This is a genomic window from Kitasatospora sp. NPDC059160, from assembly GCF_042755465.1.
Taxonomy (GTDB): Bacteria; Actinomycetota; Actinomycetes; order Streptomycetales; family Streptomycetaceae; genus Kitasatospora.
On sequence record NZ_JBHZCN010000058.1, the window covers coordinates 1 to 16104 of the forward strand.

Annotated in this window: 6 protein-coding genes; 2 read left to right on the forward strand and 4 right to left on the reverse strand. The window is 72.4% G+C overall.

Translation table 11 applies throughout. From position 1 onward, the window contains the following. The coding region (locus ACFXOZ_RS24065) for a M4 family metallopeptidase (RefSeq protein ID WP_380592552.1) at window positions 1-1958 on the reverse strand (1958 nt) is incomplete at its 3' end. 646 nt (window positions 1959-2604) lie between these two features. Beyond that, a complete protein-coding gene (gene pulA, locus ACFXOZ_RS24070) occupies window positions 2605-8160 on the reverse strand; it encodes a pullulanase-type alpha-1,6-glucosidase (protein WP_380592554.1) in 5556 nt (1851 codons plus the stop codon). A gap of 317 nt (window positions 8161-8477) precedes the next feature. On the opposite strand from pulA, the gene ACFXOZ_RS24075 reads away from it, so the two are divergent. Continuing rightward, on the forward strand, window positions 8478-9440 hold the full coding sequence (locus ACFXOZ_RS24075) for a phosphatase PAP2 family protein (protein ID WP_380592556.1): 963 nt from the start codon (window positions 8478-8480) through the stop codon (window positions 9438-9440). 135 nt (window positions 9441-9575) lie between these two features. On the opposite strand, the gene ACFXOZ_RS24080 is transcribed toward ACFXOZ_RS24075, so the two are convergent. Further along, window positions 9576-12602, reverse strand: a complete 3027-nt coding sequence (locus tag ACFXOZ_RS24080) for a bifunctional [glutamine synthetase] adenylyltransferase/[glutamine synthetase]-adenylyl-L-tyrosine phosphorylase (protein WP_380592558.1) — start codon at window positions 12600-12602, stop codon at window positions 9576-9578. 191 nt (window positions 12603-12793) lie between these two features. Further along, window positions 12794-14155, reverse strand: coding sequence for a type I glutamate--ammonia ligase (gene glnA / locus ACFXOZ_RS24085; RefSeq protein ID WP_350511192.1), 1362 nt, complete (start codon window positions 14153-14155; stop codon window positions 12794-12796). 174 nt (window positions 14156-14329) lie between these two features. Between glnA and ACFXOZ_RS24090 the strand changes: the two genes are divergently transcribed. Next, window positions 14330-16084: an NAD+ synthase gene (locus tag ACFXOZ_RS24090; RefSeq protein ID WP_380527398.1), complete on the forward strand. Its 1755-nt coding sequence runs from the start codon at window positions 14330-14332 to the stop codon at window positions 16082-16084. Window positions 16085-16104: the final 20 nt, after the last annotated feature.

A 16104-nucleotide genomic window follows, 5' to 3' on the forward strand; every position in this document is an offset into this window, starting at 1 on the left:
ATCACACCGCTCGAAGCCGTCCACGGCGACGCCGTCCCGGTCTCGAAGCCCGGGTTGCCGAGCAGCTGCGCCGGGGTGCAGGAACCACCGCCACCGCCGGTGACCGTCCAGGTGAAGCTGGCCGTACCGGACTTGCCGGCCGAGTCCTTCACCGTGACCGTCACGTTGGAGCTGCCCGCGGCGGTCGGCGAGCCGGTGATCGCACCGGTGTTGGCGTTGATGGCCAGGCCGGCCGGCAGCCCGGTGGCCGAGTAGGACAGCGGCGCCGTCCCGCCCGAGGCCTTGATCTGCAGGTTGACCGAGGCGCCCACCGCGGTGGACTGGTTGCCCGGGCTGGTGACGGTGACGCCGCCCGGGTTGGGCAGCGAGCCGACGTTGACGGCGGCCCAGGCGGTGGCGACCGCGTTGTACTCGGCGCTGTTGGCGCCGTACAGGTCGGTGGCCGCGTTCAGGGTCGCGGTGCGGGCGGCGGCGTAGTCGGTGGTGGAGGTCATGTAGGCGGTCAGCGCCTTGTACCAGACCTGCAGCGCCTTGTCGCGGCCGATGCCGGAGACGGTGATGTTGTTGACCGTCGGGCTGTTGTAGTTGAAGCCGTTGATGGTCTTCGCGCCGCTGCCCTCGGACAGCAGGTAGAAGAAGTGGTTGGCCACGCCGGACGAGTAGTGCACGTCCAGGTTGCCGACGCCCGAGTACCAGGAGTCGGCCGAGGTGCCGTCCTTGGAGGGCTTGTCCATGTAGCGCAGCGGCGTGCCGTTGCCGTTGATGTCGATCAGCTCGCCGATCAGGTAGTTCGGCGGGTTGGCGGGCAGGTTGGCGTAGAACTCGACGCCGGTGCCCATGATGTCGGAGGTCGCCTCGTTGAGGCCGCCGGACTCGCCCGAGTAGTTCAGGTTGGCGGTGGCCGAGGTGACGCCGTGGCTCATCTCGTGGCCGGAGACGTCGAGTTCGGTGAGCGGGTGGGTGTCGCCGCTGCCGTCGCCGTAGGTCATGCAGAAGCAGCCGTCGTCCCAGAACGCGTTGACGTAGCCGGTGTCGTAGTGCACCCGGCTCATCGCGCCGACGCCGTCGTTCTTGATGCCGTTGCGGCCGAAGTTGTTCTTGTAGAAGTCCCAGGTGACGGCGGCACCGTACTGGGCGTCGACGGCCGCCGACTCGCGGTTGCTGGCCTGGCCGTTGCCCCAGGTGTCGGAGGACTTGGAGAACAGCGTGCCGTTGCCGGAGGTGCCGTTCTTCATGTCGGTGGTGTACTGGCCGCCGCGGGTGGCGTCCTTGAGCGAGTAGGTGGAGCCGCTCTGGGTGGTGGTCAGCGGGACGGTGCCGACGAAGACGCCGGTGCCGGAGCCGCGCTTGATGCCGTCGGCCTTGCTGAGCACGGCACCGGTCTTGGCGTCGGTGACGACGTGCAGCTTGCTCGGGGTGCCGTCCGACTCGCGGCCGTTGACCACGGTCTCGTAGGCGAGCTTCGGGGTGCCGTCCGCGGCCCAGACGACCAGCCGGGGCGCGCCCTCGACGGTGCCCTGCTCGGCGGCGAGCGCGGCCTCCTGGGCCTTCGGCGCGGCCAGCGCGGGGGTGGTGCCGACGCCGGCGAGGTTGGCCTCGCTGGCCTTGGTCACGCTCTTGGTGGCGCCGGTGGCGTCCTGGTGGACGATCAGGTCGCCGCCGAGGACGGGGAGCCCGGCGTAGGTGCGCTCGTAGCGCAGGTGGCGAGCGCCGTTGGCGTCCTGGACGACGTCCTTGGTGACCAGCTGCTCCTTGCCGTCCAGGCCGAGCGCCTGGGCCAGGGAGGCGGTCTGCTGGTTCGCCGAGGCGATCAGCGTGGCCCGGCTGGCCTGCTGGTTGGCGACGGCGGTCGGCGCGTCCGGGGCCGCCTGCGCGATCACCGGTATGCCGGTGACCAGCAGCGCGGTGGTGGCGGCCATGACAACCGCTGCCTTCCGGACGTGGGCGTGACGTGACATGCGGACTCCTTTTCCGACCGGCGGACCGGGTGGATCGACCCGGCGTGCACGGTGGAGAGAACCTGGGCCGCGGTTGCGGCGCAGTGGGGGCCCCCGCCGGGTGCAACGGGGGTGCGGTTGCCGTGCTGTGCATGGCGTTGCGTGTGCGTCGGCGTTGCAGTGCGGTGCGGTGCTCGCAAGTCGTGCAGGTTCGTTGCAAGGTCGGGAGGCGCTGCACCTGAACTCGGACAGCTGCACCGGGGGGTGGGGCCCCCTCGTCTGCAGCCGGAGGAATCGTGGCAGCAAACGCGCCGTTAATGACAGATGCATGCCACCGATTGGCCGATTAATTACCGAAACCGTATGCACGACGCTTAGTCAGTTGTGTTACGGCATGACGAAGTCTTGAACACGGTTTTCATGCCCTTGGCAAAGTTCGATCACCACCGGAGGTGACTGACCAGCGGTCAGGGCCGGCGCCCGCCCCGACCGGGGCCCGGCAGCGCCGCACCAGGGCGGCACGTCACACTTCCGGCCGTGCCACCGCCGGTTTCCGGCCATTCCCCGGCCGGAACGGAACCGGGCCCCGCACCACCCGGCCGGAACGGAACCGGGCCCCGCTCCGCCCGGACGGCGGTGCGGGGCCCGGGAGCCGGGGCCGGCGGGATCAGCCCTGCACGAACACCGCCACGGTGCGACCCGGCACGGTGAACGTGCCGGTGGCCGCGTCGAAGCCGGACTGCTGCACCACCCGGTCCACCCCGCCCGCCTGGACGGGGTGCAGCGCCTGGCTCGTCCCCTTCGCGGCGGCCACGGTCTGCGCCTGCGTGGCGGGCGTGGCGTTGACGACGACGGTGATGCCCTTCGCCGCCCCCGCCAGCCCGGTGCCGTCCAGGTGCAGGGTGATCACCCCGGGCGTCTCACCGGGCGTGCCGGAGAGCGGGTACGACAGCCGCTGCTGGACGTCGGCCAGGGTCGGCAGCGAGAACAGCGGTGAGGACTGCTTGATCCGCAGGAACTCCTGGAACTGCGCGGTGGTCGCCCGGATGTCGGCCGCCCCCACGGTCAGCCGCGGGTTCGCCAGCAGGGACTTCGCGGTCGGCCAGAGCTCCTGGTTGTCCTTGGCCGGCGGCAGGCCGCGGCCCCAGCCGTTGCCCTGCGAGGCCCCCGTCAATGGATCGGGCCAGTGGATCGCGTTGAACCAGTCCCCGGAGTCGTAGGAGTTGGAGTCCAGCGACTTGGAGCGCAGCAGATCGCTGCCCGCCTGGGCGAAGCCCGCGCCCTGGGTGAGCGCGGTCAGCGACAGCCCGAGCGCCTGCATCCGGGCCCGGTCGGCGGGCGCGGTGGTGGTCGGCAGTTTGTACGCGAGCGCGTCGAACAGGTCGGTGTTGTCGTGGGCGTCCACGTACTCCACCGCCTCGCCCGGCTTCGCCGCGTACCCGGTCGGGGCGCCGTTGTAGTCGACCTGGGCCCCGGTGACGGTCTTCCCCGAGCTGTCGGTGAAGGAGTAGCCGGCCAGGTTGCCGGTGAGGCCGACCTTCAACTGGTCCATCTGGTGCAGCAGTCGGGCCTTCTGCTCCTGCGGGCTGCCGTTCGCGGGCGAGCCGTTGGGGTCGGTGTACAGGCCCGAGGCGAAGCCCTGCTGCGGCGCGGAGCCGAGCATGAAGTTGCCGCCGCGGGCGGCGTCGCGGAGCCGGTCGTCGAAGGTGGCGATGCCGGTGCCGGCCATGTTGGCCTGGGTGGCCTGCGGGAACCGGGCGTCGTTCGCGACGGTGCCGAAGTTCCAGCCCTCGCCGTAGAGGAAGACGTTCCTGCCGTCCACGCCGTCCGACTCGGGCGTCATCCTGCCCAGCGCCGCCTGGACGTCCAGCATGGTGGACTTCGGGTCCAGGCCCATCAGGTCGAAGCGGAAACCGTCGACCTGGTACTCCCGGGCCCACAGCGTCACCGAGTCGACCACCAGCCGGTTCATCATGGCGTGTTCGGGCGCGGTGTCGGCGCAGCAGCTGTCCGTCGTCACCTTGCCGTCGGCGTCCAGCCGCTGGTAGTAGCCGGGCACCACCTTGTCGAGCACCGAGTGGTCGGCCTGGCCGGCGGCGGCGGTGTGGTTGTAGACCACGTCCAGCACCACCCGCAGTCCCGCCGCGTGCAGCGCCTGGACCATCTGCCGGAACTGCACGGTCCGGGCCGTCCCGTTCGGGTCCGTCGCGTAGGACCCCTCCGGCACGTTGTAGTGCAGCGGGTCGTAGCCCCAGTTGTAGGCGTCGTCGGCGGCCACGGCCGCCACGCACTCCTGCTGCTTCGGGCCGTCCGGGGGGAGGGACTTGAGGTCGCAGGCGGGGAGCTTCTGGTCCGCCCGGTTCTCCCGGATGGTGGCGATGTCGAAGGTCGGCAGCAGGTGCACCGTCGTCACCCCGGCCTTGGCGAGGTCCCGCAGGTGCTGCATCCCGGCCGAGTTCGACTCGGTGAAGGCCAGGTAGGTGCCGCGCTCGGCGGCCGGGACGGTGGTGTCCTCCACCGAGAAGTCCCGGACGTGGAGTTCCTGGATCTGCTGCTGCGCCGGCGGGACGGCCTTCGGGCGGGCCTGGTCGTCCCAGCCGGCCGGCTTGAGCTCCTTGGCGTCCAGGTCGGCGACCAGGCTGCGCCGGGAGTCGGTGGAGAGTGCCACCGAGTACGGGTCGGTGACGGTGTTGACCACCACCTGCTGCACCGAGGGCGCCCAGACCTTCACCTGGTACAGGTAGTACTTGCCGTCCAACTCCTCGCGGTCCCGGACGACTTCCCACACCCCGGTCTCGTCGTCCAGCGTCATCGGCAGCGTCCTCGGGGTGCCCCCGGTGGCGCTGTCGAAGACCTGGACGGACACCTGCTGGGCGGTCGGCGCCCAGAGCGAGAGGGCGGCCTTGCCGTCGTAGTGGGCCGGGCCGAAGTCCACCTTGCCGGTGCGGCGGGCGTACAGGTCGTCCAGTACGCCGGGGGTCTGCACCCCGGTGCCGGCCAGCACGGCGCCGCTGGGCAGGTGTTCGGTGAACAGCAGCTGGCTGCGCAGCGCCGCCGGGACGCGGGCGGTGTCCCGCTTGTCCACGGTGAAGGCCCGGTAGCCCGCCAGGTGCGGGTACGCGGCCTTCTGGGCGTCGGTCAGCCCGCCCGCGACGGGGGTGAGGCGGATCCACTTCCCGGGCTTGGTCAGCACGCCCTTGTCGGCGCGGATGCCGCCCTCGGGGTCGTAGACCAGCTGGGCGCTGGTGCCGCCGGCCAGGGCCTGGTCGGTGGCGCCGTAGTTCGCCGGGACGACGACGGTCCGCGCGTCGATCCACTGGGCCTTGGCGCTGCCGAGGTCCAACTGCGAGGCGGCGGCCGGGTTCTGCGGCAGCAGGTAGCCCTCGCGGCCGCCGAGGATCCACACCTCCTTGCCGTTGACGGCGAAGTCCAGCGACTGGTCGGCGGGCAGGTCCTTGTCGTTGCCGTTGTGCAGGATGTAGCTGAGGCTGGTCGCCCCGGGGGCGAGCGGCACCTCGAAGACGGCGCCGAAGGCGTCGCGGCGCACCGGCAGCAGCGGCTTGCCCCAGTCGGTGGGGGCGGCGGCGCCGGTCCAGTCGTGCAGGCCCCAGCCGTCGTAGGTGCCGTCGGCCCGGTTGTAGTGGATGACGGCGGTGTTCGCGGGCTGGGTGTTCGCCGGGCCGGGGTTCGTGGTGCGGACGGTCGGGTCGCCCTGCTTCAACCACACCTCGCCGCCGCTGCCCAGGTCGAGGTGGCGGTCGGCGTCGACGTCCTTGACGCCGTTCTTCTCCACGACGAAGCCGAGGTCCGAGGCGCCGGGCTTGAGCCGCACGTAGGCGAAGGCGCCGTACGCGTCCCGCCCGGTGAAGGGGTGCCCGGCCGGCCAGGTGGTGCCCTCGCCGTCGGCGAGGTCGCCCCAGGCGTACAGGTTCCAGCCGTCGTAGTCGCCGTCCGGCCGGTTGTAGTGGACGACGGCGTACGGGCGGGCGCCGGCGGTGGGCACCGGCTGGGGAGCGGGGGTGCCGGTGGTGAAGCTCGCGGTGGTGGAGCGCAGGTGGCCGCTGGAGTCCTGGAGGACGGCCTTGTAGCGCACCACCGTGCCGGGGGCGGCGGCGCTCAGGTCCTGGGTCACCGCGAAGAGTCGTCGGCCGTCGGAGCCGGACGTCCCGGTGTCGGCGGTGCCGAGCGTCCGCCACGGCCCGTTGCCGGTCTGCGCGGCGAACGTCACGCGGTTGAAGCCGCCGCCGTCCGCCTTCGCCCCGATCGTCACGAGCCCGGTCGAACCGTCCGCCGGCGGTTGCACCGACAGCTGCGGCGCGGCGGCGACCGGCGCGAGCCGGGCGCCGGCCTTGAGGACGACGGAGGACAGCGCCGGAACGGTGACGGTCACCTTGCGGTCGGCGCCGCTGGTGAGCCGCGGTCCGGCCGCGGGGTAGACCGGGTCGAAGCCCATCCCCGCGGAGAAGGTGTCCAGCGTGACGGTCTTCGCCTCGGTGGCGTTGTTGACCGCCACCAGGTACTCGACCTGCTGCCCGGCGTCGATCCGGGAGAAGGCGTACACGCCCGGGCCGTCGGCGGCGTAGCGCTGGATCTGCGCCCCGTCGGCGAGCGCCGGGTTGTCGCGGCGCAGCTTCGCCAGGCCGGCGATGCCCTGGTAGAGCTCGCCGCCCTGCCCGTACCGGTCGGCCGCCCCCGAGGGGCCGCCGAGCACCCGGTCGGCGTTGTAGGAGGGCGTCTTCGAGGCGAACATGTCCTGCCGGGCGTCCTTGTCGCCGCCCGCGCCGGTGAAGCCCTGCTCGTCGCCGTAGTAGACGACGGGCTGGCCGCGGGTGAGGAACTGCAGCTCGTTGCCGAGCCGGTCCTTCTTGAGCAGGGTGGCGTCGTCGGCGCCCGGGTTGTCGGCGAGCAGGAAGGAGCCGAAGCGGCCCATGTCGTGGTTGCCGAGGAAGGTCGGCAGCTCGTAGGCGTCGGTGTCGGCGCCGGTGTAGCGGTAGTCCTGGCCGTAGACGTCGGCGAGGTCGCGCGCCGAGCCGCCCTGGGAGACGTACGAGCGGGCCGCGCCCTGGAACGGGAAGTCCAGGGTGGCCTGGAGCTTGCCCTTGGTGACGTAGGGCGAGGTTACGGCCGGGTCGCCGGAGTAGACCTCGCCGAACATGAAGAACTTCCGGTTGCCCTGCTTGGTGGCGAAGTCCTTGAGCGCGGGCGCCCATTGCTGCCAGAAGGCCATGTCGACGTGCTTGACGGTGTCGATCCGGAAGCCGTCCACCCCGGCGTCCTTGACCCACTGCTGGTAGACCTGCTCGAAGCCCTTGACCACCCGGGGGTTCTGGGTGTCCAGGTCGTCCAGGCCGTTGAAGTCGCCCTCGGTGGCGGACTCTCCGACGAAGGTCGAGTCGCCCCGGTTGTGGTAGAGCGCCGGGTCGTTGAGCCAGGACGGGGTCTTGGCGGTGGCGTCCGCGGGCTTGCGGAAGACCGGGGTGTAGGGGAAGGAGTCCTTGGTGATCTTCGGCCAGGGGGCGCCCGCGGCGGCGATCGCGGTCTCGTCGACCGGGTTGCCGTCCGCGTCGAGGGTCGGGTAGGCGCCGGTGGAGCGGTAGGAGTGCTGCTGCTCCGCGTCGTCGATGACGTCGGCGGTGTGGTTGGTGATGACGTCGAAGAAGACCTTGATGCCGCGCGCGTGCGCCTTGGCTATCAGTTCCTTGAGCTGGTCGTTGGTGCCGAAGTGCGGGTCGACCTGGGTGAAGTCGGTGATCCAGTAGCCGTGGTAGCCGGCCGAGGCGTCGGCCCCGCTGCCCTGCACCGGCTTGTTCTTGAAGATCGGGGCCAGCCAGATCGCGGTGGTGCCGAGGTTCTGGACGTAGTCGAGCTTCTGGATCAGGCCGGCCAGGTCGCCGCCGTGGTAGAAGCCCTTGTCGGTCGGGTCGAGGCCGTTGTCCAGCCGTCCGCCGGTGATGCCCCCGGTGTCGTTGGCGGTGTCGCCGTTGGCGAAGCGGTCGGGCAGGACGAAGTAGAACTGCTCGCGGGTGAGGTCGTGCCGTCCGGCGGTGGCCGCCAGGGCGGCGTCCGAGGGCGGGGGCGGCGGAGCCGCGGCGAGGGCCGCGGGGGCGCCGCCGAGGGTGGCGGCGGTCAGCGCGGCGGCCAGCAGGACGGCCGTGCGGCCGGGTCTGCGGGCGGGTCCGCGGGGAGGACTGCTCCGTCGGGGGCGGAGCGGCGTATCGGCCACTGAGGGGCTCCCTTAGGGGAAGGGGCGATCGATTTCCCAGGAAGCTAGCGGCCTGCAATCCGTTTCAGCAAGATGCAGAAAGCGTTTCGTCCCGGGAAATTCCAGGCCACCGGCCCGCCCGGCCACCCCGGTTACGCTCGAACGGCCGAGCGCGTGACAATGGGACGTATGTCCGTCCCACCGGTAAGCACCAGACCCGACCGCACCCCCTACCCCGGTGGGATCCGCCCCCTACCCCTGGAGGGGGACAGCCGGTGAAGAATCCACTTCCAGAGGATGAGCAGACGGCTACGAGTGGTCTGGCAGACTTCTCGTCCATGGGGGAACCGACCGAGATCCAGCGAGGCGACGCCCGGCGCGCCGACGCGGCCCGCGGTGGCGGCTCCGAGGCGACCGAGGCCACCCCGGCCCGGCTGCCCGAAGGAGCCACCCGTGCCGCCCAGTCCCGCACCGCCGCCCTGCGCGGCCGCATCCGGGACCAGCGGCGCTCACCCGCCCGGCCGCGGATCTGGTTCGAGCTCGCCCTGATCGGGATCAGCTACTGGCTCTACTCCCTCGTGCGCAACGCCGTCCCGGAGCAGGAAGCGATAGCCCAGAAGCACGCACGCTGGATCTGGGACCTGGAGAAGGACCTCGGCATCGCGGTCGAGCGCTCGATCAACCACGCCGTGGACAGCGTCGGGTGGCTCATCACCGGGATGAACTACTACTACGCGACCCTGCACTTCATCATCACCATCGGTGTGCTGGTCTGGCTCTACCGCAGCCACCCCGGCCGCTACGTCGCCGCCCGCACGGTGCTGTTCGTCACCACCGGGATCGCCCTGGTCGGCTTCTACTTCTTCCCGCTGGCCCCGCCGCGGCTGATGACCGACGGCGGCTTCATCGACACCGTGCAGGCCCACCACACCTGGGGCTCGTTCGCCTCCGGACCCGCCGCGCACGTCTCCAACCTGTACGCGGCGATGCCCTCGATGCACATCGGCTGGTCGATGTGGTGCGGTCTGACGATCTTCTTCCTGGCCCGCCGGACCTGGGTCCGGGTGCTCGGACTGATGTACCCGGCGGCCACCCTGGTGGTCATCATCTCGACCGCCAACCACTTCTGGATGGACGCCGTCGGCGGCGAGATCTGCCTGACGGTCGGCTTCCTGGCCGCCCGCTGGCTGTACCACGAGTGGGTGTACAAGCTGCCGCGGGTGCCCGCCCGGGAGCAGGCCGAGGAGCCGGTCACCGTGCCGGAGCAGTGGAGCGAGCCGGCGGTCGGCGCACGGCGCTAGGGCCTGTCCGGCGGCCGAGGGACGAGGGACGAGCCACCAGGAGGGGCCCCTGATCCAGGGGCCCCTTTCGCGTACCCGCCGACCCCTCCCGACCGGCCTCGCGCGCTCCGGTCGGCTCCCGCGCTCCGGTCGGACTCAGGCCGACCCGTAGAACAGCCGGTCCACCACCGCCCGGGCCCGCCGGGTGGTGCGCCGGTAGTCGTCCACCAGCTCCCCGCTGTGCCCGGCGCCGTACCCGAGGTAGCGGGCCACCCCGGCCAGCTCCCGGGCCTCCCCGGGGAAGCTGTCCCCCGGCCGCCCGCGCACCAGCATCACCGCGGAGCGCACCCGGGAGGCCAGCACCCACGCCGCCTCCAGCACCTCCGCGTCGGCCGGCTCCACCAGCCCGGCCCCGACCGCCGCCGCCAGGGCGGCCCTGGTCCGGGTGGTCCGCAGGCCCGGCACCTCGTGCCCGTGCCGGAGCTGGAGCAGCTGCACCGTCCACTCCACGTCCGCCAGCCCGCCCCGGCCGATCTTGGTGTGGGTGGTCGGGTCGGCACCGCGCGGCAGCCGCTCGGCCTCGATCCGCGCCTTGATCCGGCGGATCTCCACCAGGTCCCGCTCCGGCACCCCGGTCCCCGGGTAGCGCAGCGGGTCGATCAGCTGCCGGAACCGCGCGCCCAGCTCCTCGTCCCCGGCCACCGGCTCGGCCCGCAGCAGCGCCTGGCTCTCCCAGGCGTGCGACCAGCGCCGGTAGTACGCCGCGTACGAGGCCAGGGTGCGCACCAGCGGGCCGCTGCGCCCCTCCGGCCGCAGGTCGGCGTCGACCAGCAGCGGCGGCTCGGTGGACGGCGCGGCCAGCAGGGTGCGCAGCTCGTTGCAGACCGCCTGGGCCGCCCGGGCCGCGTCCTGCTCCAGCGAGCCGAGCAGCGGCTCGTGGACGAAGAGCACGTCCGCGTCCGAGCCGTAGCCCAGCTCGTGCCCGCCGAAGCGGCCCATCGCGATCACCGCGATCCGGGTCGGCAGGTCCCCGTGCTCGGCCTCCCAGCCGGCCACGCAGGCGCGCAGCGCGCCCTGGAGGGTGGCGGCGTTGAGCGCGGTCAGCGCCTCCCCCGCGACGTCCAGCGCCTCGGCCGGGTCGTCGCCGAGCCGGCCCAGCACGTCCGCGGCGGCCGTCCGGAACAGCTCCCGGCGGCGCACCGAGCGGGCGGCGGCAACAGCGGCGGCGGCGGACCCGGCCCGGCCGACGGCGGCCAGTATCTCCGACTGGAGCGCCGCCCGGCCGCGCGGCACCGGGCCCTGCGGGTCGCCCAGCATGGCCACCGCCTCGGGGGCGCGCAGCAGCAGGTCGGGGGCGAGCCGGCCGGCCGACAGCACCCGGGCGAGCTGCTCGGCGGCGGCGCTCTCGTCCCGCAGCAGCCGCAGGTACCAGGGGGTGCGGCCGAGCGCGTCGGAGACCTGGCGGAAGTTGAGCAGTCCGGCGTCCGGGTCGGCCGACTCGGCGAACCAGCCGAGCAGCACCGGCAGCAGGGTGCGCTGGATCGCGGCCTTGCGGCTGACCCCGGAGGCGAGCGCGCTGATGTGCCGCAGCGCGGCGGCCGGGTCGGTGTAGCCGAGCGCCTCCAGCCGGGCCCGGGCCGCCTCCGGGGTCAACCCGGCCGCGCCGGGCGGCAGTTCGGCGACGGCGTCGAGCAGCGGCCGGTAGAACAGCTTCTCGTGCAGCCGCCGCACCTCCACCGCGTGCCGCTTCCACTCGCGCTGCAGCGCGGCCACCGGGTCGGAGCGGGTGTCGTCGTTGATCAGCGCGGCGAGCGAGCGGGCGAGCCGGCGCTGGTCCGCCTCGGCGGTGGGCATCAGGTGGGTGCGGCGCAGCCGGTGCAACTGGATGCGGTGCTCCAGCGAGCGCAGGAAGCGGTACGCGGTGTCCAGCGAGGCGGCGTCCGCCCGGCCGACGTACCCGCCGCGGGAGAGCGCGGCCAGCGCCTCCAGGGTGTTGCCGCTGCGCAGCGCCGGGTCGGTGCGGCCGTGCACCAGCTGGAGCAGCTGGACGGAGAACTCGACGTCGCGCAGCCCGCCCGGGCCGAGCTTGAGCTGGCGGTCGACCTCGGGGGCCGGGATGGAGTCGATCACCCGGCGGCGCATCTGCTGGACGTCGGTGACGAAGTTCTCCCGGGCGGCGGCCTGCCAGACCATCGGGGCGAGCGCCTCGACGTACGCGGCGCCGAGCTCGGCGTCCCCGGCGACCGGGCGGGCCTTGAGCAGGGCCTGGAACTCCCAGGTCTTGGCCCACCGCTGGTAGTAGGCGAGGTGGCTGGCCAGGGTGCGCACCAGCGGGCCGTTGCGGCCCTCCGGGCGCAGGTTGGCGTCCACCGGCCAGATGGTGCCCTCGCCGGTGGTGTCCGAGCAGAGCCGGGTGAGCGCGGCGGCCAGCCGGGTGGCGGCCTTGACGGCCGTGTGCTCGTCCACGCCCTCGCGCGGCTCGGCGACGAAGATGACGTCCACGTCGGAGACGTAGTTGAGTTCGCGGCCGCCGCACTTCCCCATCCCGATCACCGCGAGCCGGCAGGCCGCGGCGGCCTCCGGGTCCTGCTCGGCGGCGAGGTCCAGGGCGGTCTGGAGGGTGGCGCCGGCCAGGTCGGCGAGTTCGGCGGCGGTCTGGGCGAGGTCGGTGGTGCCGGTGAGGTCGCGGGCGGCGATGGCCAGCAGGCAGCGCCGGTAGGCGATCCGCAGGGCGTTCTCGGGGCTGCGGCCCGCGCCCCCGACGCCCTCGGCGAGGGCGCGGCGGAAGTCCGCCGGACCGGGGTGCATGTCGCGCAGTTCGAAGGTGACCAGCGCGTGCCAGTCGTGCGGGTGCCGGGCCAGGTGGTCGGCGAGCGCGGTGGAGACGCCGAGCACGCCGAGCAGCCGGTCGCGCAGCGGCTTGGAGGTGGTGAGGGTGTCCCGCAGGGTGTGCCGCTCGGCCTCGTCGGCGGCCTCCACCAGCCGGGCCAGGCCCAGCAGCGCGAGGTCGGGGTCGGCGGTGGCGCCGAGCGCGTCCAGCACCACCGGGTCGTCGGCCAGGCCCTCCAGCCCGGGGCCGTCCAGCAGCCGCACCGCCTTCGCGGGATCGGTGAACCCGCGCCGGACCAGCCTGATCTCGGGCCGGCTGACCCGGCTCCCGGCCCGCTGTTCCTCCACCGCCATCGGCCCCTCCATCCCGTCCGCCAAGGGGGCCCGCCCCCGCAGGCAGGTTACGCTCACCGGCGGCCCCGCGCCGGGCGTGACCACCGGGCGGACCGCCCCCGTGACGACGGCCCCGCCGCGGCCCGGGCGGGCGACGGCGGGGCCGGAAGAGGTCGGAGCCGCAGCTCACCGCAGGTGCTCGGAGCGCCTGCTCAGAGCACCTGGAGGTTCTTCCGCAGCTCGAACGGGGTCACCTCGGAACGGTACTCCTCCCACTCCTGGCGCTTGTTGCGCAGGAAGAAGTCGAAGACGTGCTCGCCCAGGGTCTCGGCGACCAGCTCGCTGCGCTGCATCAGGTCGATGGCCTCGCCGAGGTTCTGCGGCATCGGCTGGATGCCGAGGGCGCGGCGCTCGGAGTCGGTCAGCGCCCACACGTCGTCGTCGGCGCCGGGCGGGAGCTCGTAACCCTCCTCGATGCCCTTGAGGCCGGCCGCGAGGGTCACGGCGTAGGCGAGGTACGGGTTGCAGCCGGTGTCCAGGGAGCGGACCTCGATCCGGGTGGAGCCCTGCTTGCCCGGCTTGTACATCGGCACCCGGATCAGCGCCGAGCGGTTGTTGTGGCCCCAGCAGATGTACGAGGGGGCCTCGCCGCCGGCGCCGGCGGTGCGCTGGGAGCCGCCCCAGATCCGCTTGTAGGAGTTCACCCACTGGTTGGTGACGGCGGCCGTCTCGGCGGCGTGCCGCAGCAGGCCGGCGATGAACGAGCGGCCGACCTTGGAGAGCTGGTACTCGGCGCCGGACTCGTGGAAGGCGTTGCGGTCGCCCTCGAAGAGCGAGAGGTGGGTGTGCATGCCGCTGCCGGGGTGCTCGGAGAACGGCTTGGGCATGAAGCTCGCGTGCACGCCCTGCTCCAGCGCGACCTCCTTCATGACCAGGCGGAAGGTCATGATGTTGTCGGCGGTGGACAGCGCGTCGGCGTAGCGCAGGTCGATCTCCTGCTGGCCGGGGGCGCCCTCGTGGTGCGAGAACTCGACCGAGATGCCCATCGACTCCAGCATGGTGATGGCCTGTCGGCGGAAGTCGTGGCCCACCCCGCGCGGGGTGTGGTCGAAGTAGCCGGACTGGTCGGCCGGGATCGGCGCGGTGCCGTCACCGGGCAGGTTCTTCAACAGGAAGAACTCGATCTCGGGGTGGGTGTAGAAGGTGAAGCCCTGTTCGGAGGCCTTCTCCAGGGTGCGCTTGAGCACGAACCTGGGGTCGGCGTAGGAGGGCGAGCCGTCCGGCATCAGGATGTCGCAGAACATCCGCGCGGTGCCCGGGGTCTCCGAGCGCCACGGCAGGATCTGGAAGGTGGTCGGATCCGGCTTGGCGATCATGTCGGATTCGTACACCCGGGCGAATCCCTCGATCGCCGAGCCGTCGAAACCGATGCCCTCCTCGAAGGCCTGCTCCAACTCGGCCGGCGCCACCGCCACCGACTTGAGGAACCCGAGAACATCGGTGAACCACAGCCGGACGAACCGGATGTCACGCTCCTCGAGCGTCCGAAGCACGAACTGCTGCTGCTTGCCCATGGGGACAGTCTCACCTCTGCTCTTTACGCTCGTGTTACGCCCGGGAGGCACCCGGAAGACCTCGTCGAGCGGTTGCCCCCATCATGGCCGATCCCCGCGCGACACGGCAGGGCCGACCCCCGAGGAGTCGTCCCCACGGGACATTGCGTCAGTTAGACGATTAGACTTCGGACCATGCCCAATCTCCGTCTCGCCCTGAGCCAGATCGACCCCTGGGTCGGTGACCTCGCCCGCAACAGCGAAGAGGTGGTGCGCTGGACCAAGCAGGCCGTGGAGGCCGGTGCCCAGCTGGTCGCGTTCCCCGAGATGGCCCTGACCGGCTACCCGGTCGAGGACCTCGCACTGCGCGGCTCCTTCGTCGAGGCCTCGCGCGGCGCCTTGGTGGAGCTGGCCGGCCGGCTGGCCGACGACGGGCTGGGCGAGGTGCCGGTGGTGGTCGGCTACCTCGGGCGCTCCGACCACCCCTCGCCGCGCTTCAACCGCCCCGCCGGGTCGCCGCAGAACTGCGCCGCGGTGCTGCACCGGGGCGAGGTGCTCACCCGCTTCGCCAAGCACCACCTGCCCAACTACGGCGTGTTCGACGAGTACCGCTGGTTCGTCCCCGGCGACCAGCTGCCGGTGCTGCGGCTGCACGGGGTGGACGTCGCCCTGGCGATCTGCGAGGACATCTGGCAGGACGGCGGCCGGGTCACCGCCGCCCGCGAGGCCGGGGCCGGCCTGCTGCTGGTCGTCAACGGCTCGCCGTACGAACGGAACAAGGACGACCAGCGGCTGGAGCTGGTGCAGCGCCGCGCCGCCGAGGCGGGCTGCACCCTGGCGTACGTCAACATGGTCGGCGGCCAGGACGAGCTGGTCTTCGACGGCGACTCGATCGTGGTCGGCGCGGACGGCGAAGTCCTGGCCCGCGCACCGCAGTTCGAGGAACACCTGGTGCTGCTGGACCTCGACCTGCCGGCCGCCGGCAGCGACCACACCGACGGCCTGCTGCTCAGCGACGGGCTGCACCTGGTCCGCACCGAACTGAGCGACGAGCCGGCCCCGGTGCCCGCCGGCCGGCCCGCCGCCGACATCGCGCCCCGGCTGTCCGACGAGGCCGAGATCTGGGCCGCGCTGGTCTCCGGCACCCGGGCGTACGTGGTCAAGAACGGCTTCCGCTCGGTGCTGATCGGCCTCTCCGGCGGCATCGACTCGGCCCTGGTGGCCGCGATCGCGGTGGACGCGCTCGGCGCCGACCACGTGCACTGCGTCTCGATGCCCAGCCGCTACTCCTCCCAGCACTCCCGGGACGACGCGGCCGAACTGGCCCGCCGCACCGGGCTGCACTTCCGGACCGTCTCCATCGCCCCGATGTTCGACGCCTACCTGGGCGCCACCGAGCTGACCGGCCTGGCCGAGGAGAACCTCCAGTCCCGGCTGCGCGGCACCCTGCTGATGGCGATCTCCAACCAGGAGGGGCACATCGTGCTCGCGCCCGGCAACAAGAGCGAGCTGGCGGTCGGCTACTCCACCCTGTACGGCGACTCGGTGGGCGCCTACGGCCCGATCAAGGACGTCTACAAGTCACTGGTCTTCCGCCTCGCCCGCTGGCGCAACGAGGAGGCCGAGCGGCGCGGCGAGGTGCCGCCGATCCCGGAGAACACCATCAGCAAGCCGCCGTCCGCCGAACTGCGGCCGGACCAGGTGGACGCCGACTCGCTGCCCGACTACGACCTGCTGGACAGCGTGCTGGAGCGCTACATCGAGGGCGACGAGGGCCGGGACGCGATCGTCGCGGCGGGCTTCGACCCGGCCGTGGTGGACCGGGTGGTCCGGCTGGTCGACACCGCCGAGTACAAGCGGCGCCAGTACCCGCCGGGCCCGAAGACCTCGGTGAAGAACTTCGGCCGCGACCGCCGGCTGCCGATCACCAACCGCTGGCGGCGCGGCTGACCGGGCGGCTAGGGCGTGTC

What these genes read in the sequence shown, in the direction of transcription:
- ACFXOZ_RS24075 (WP_380592556.1), top strand. Translation starts at nt 8,478, where the DNA reads ATGGGGGAACCGACCGAGATCCAGCGAGGCGACGCCCGGCGCGCCGAC.
- ACFXOZ_RS24080 (WP_380592558.1), bottom strand. Translation starts at nt 12,602, where the DNA reads ATGGCGGTGGAGGAACAGCGGGCCGGGAGCCGGGTCAGCCGGCCCGAG.
- ACFXOZ_RS24090 (WP_380527398.1), top strand. Translation starts at nt 14,330, where the DNA reads ATGCCCAATCTCCGTCTCGCCCTGAGCCAGATCGACCCCTGGGTCGGT.
- glnA (WP_350511192.1), bottom strand. Translation starts at nt 14,155, where the DNA reads ATGGGCAAGCAGCAGCAGTTCGTGCTTCGGACGCTCGAGGAGCGTGAC.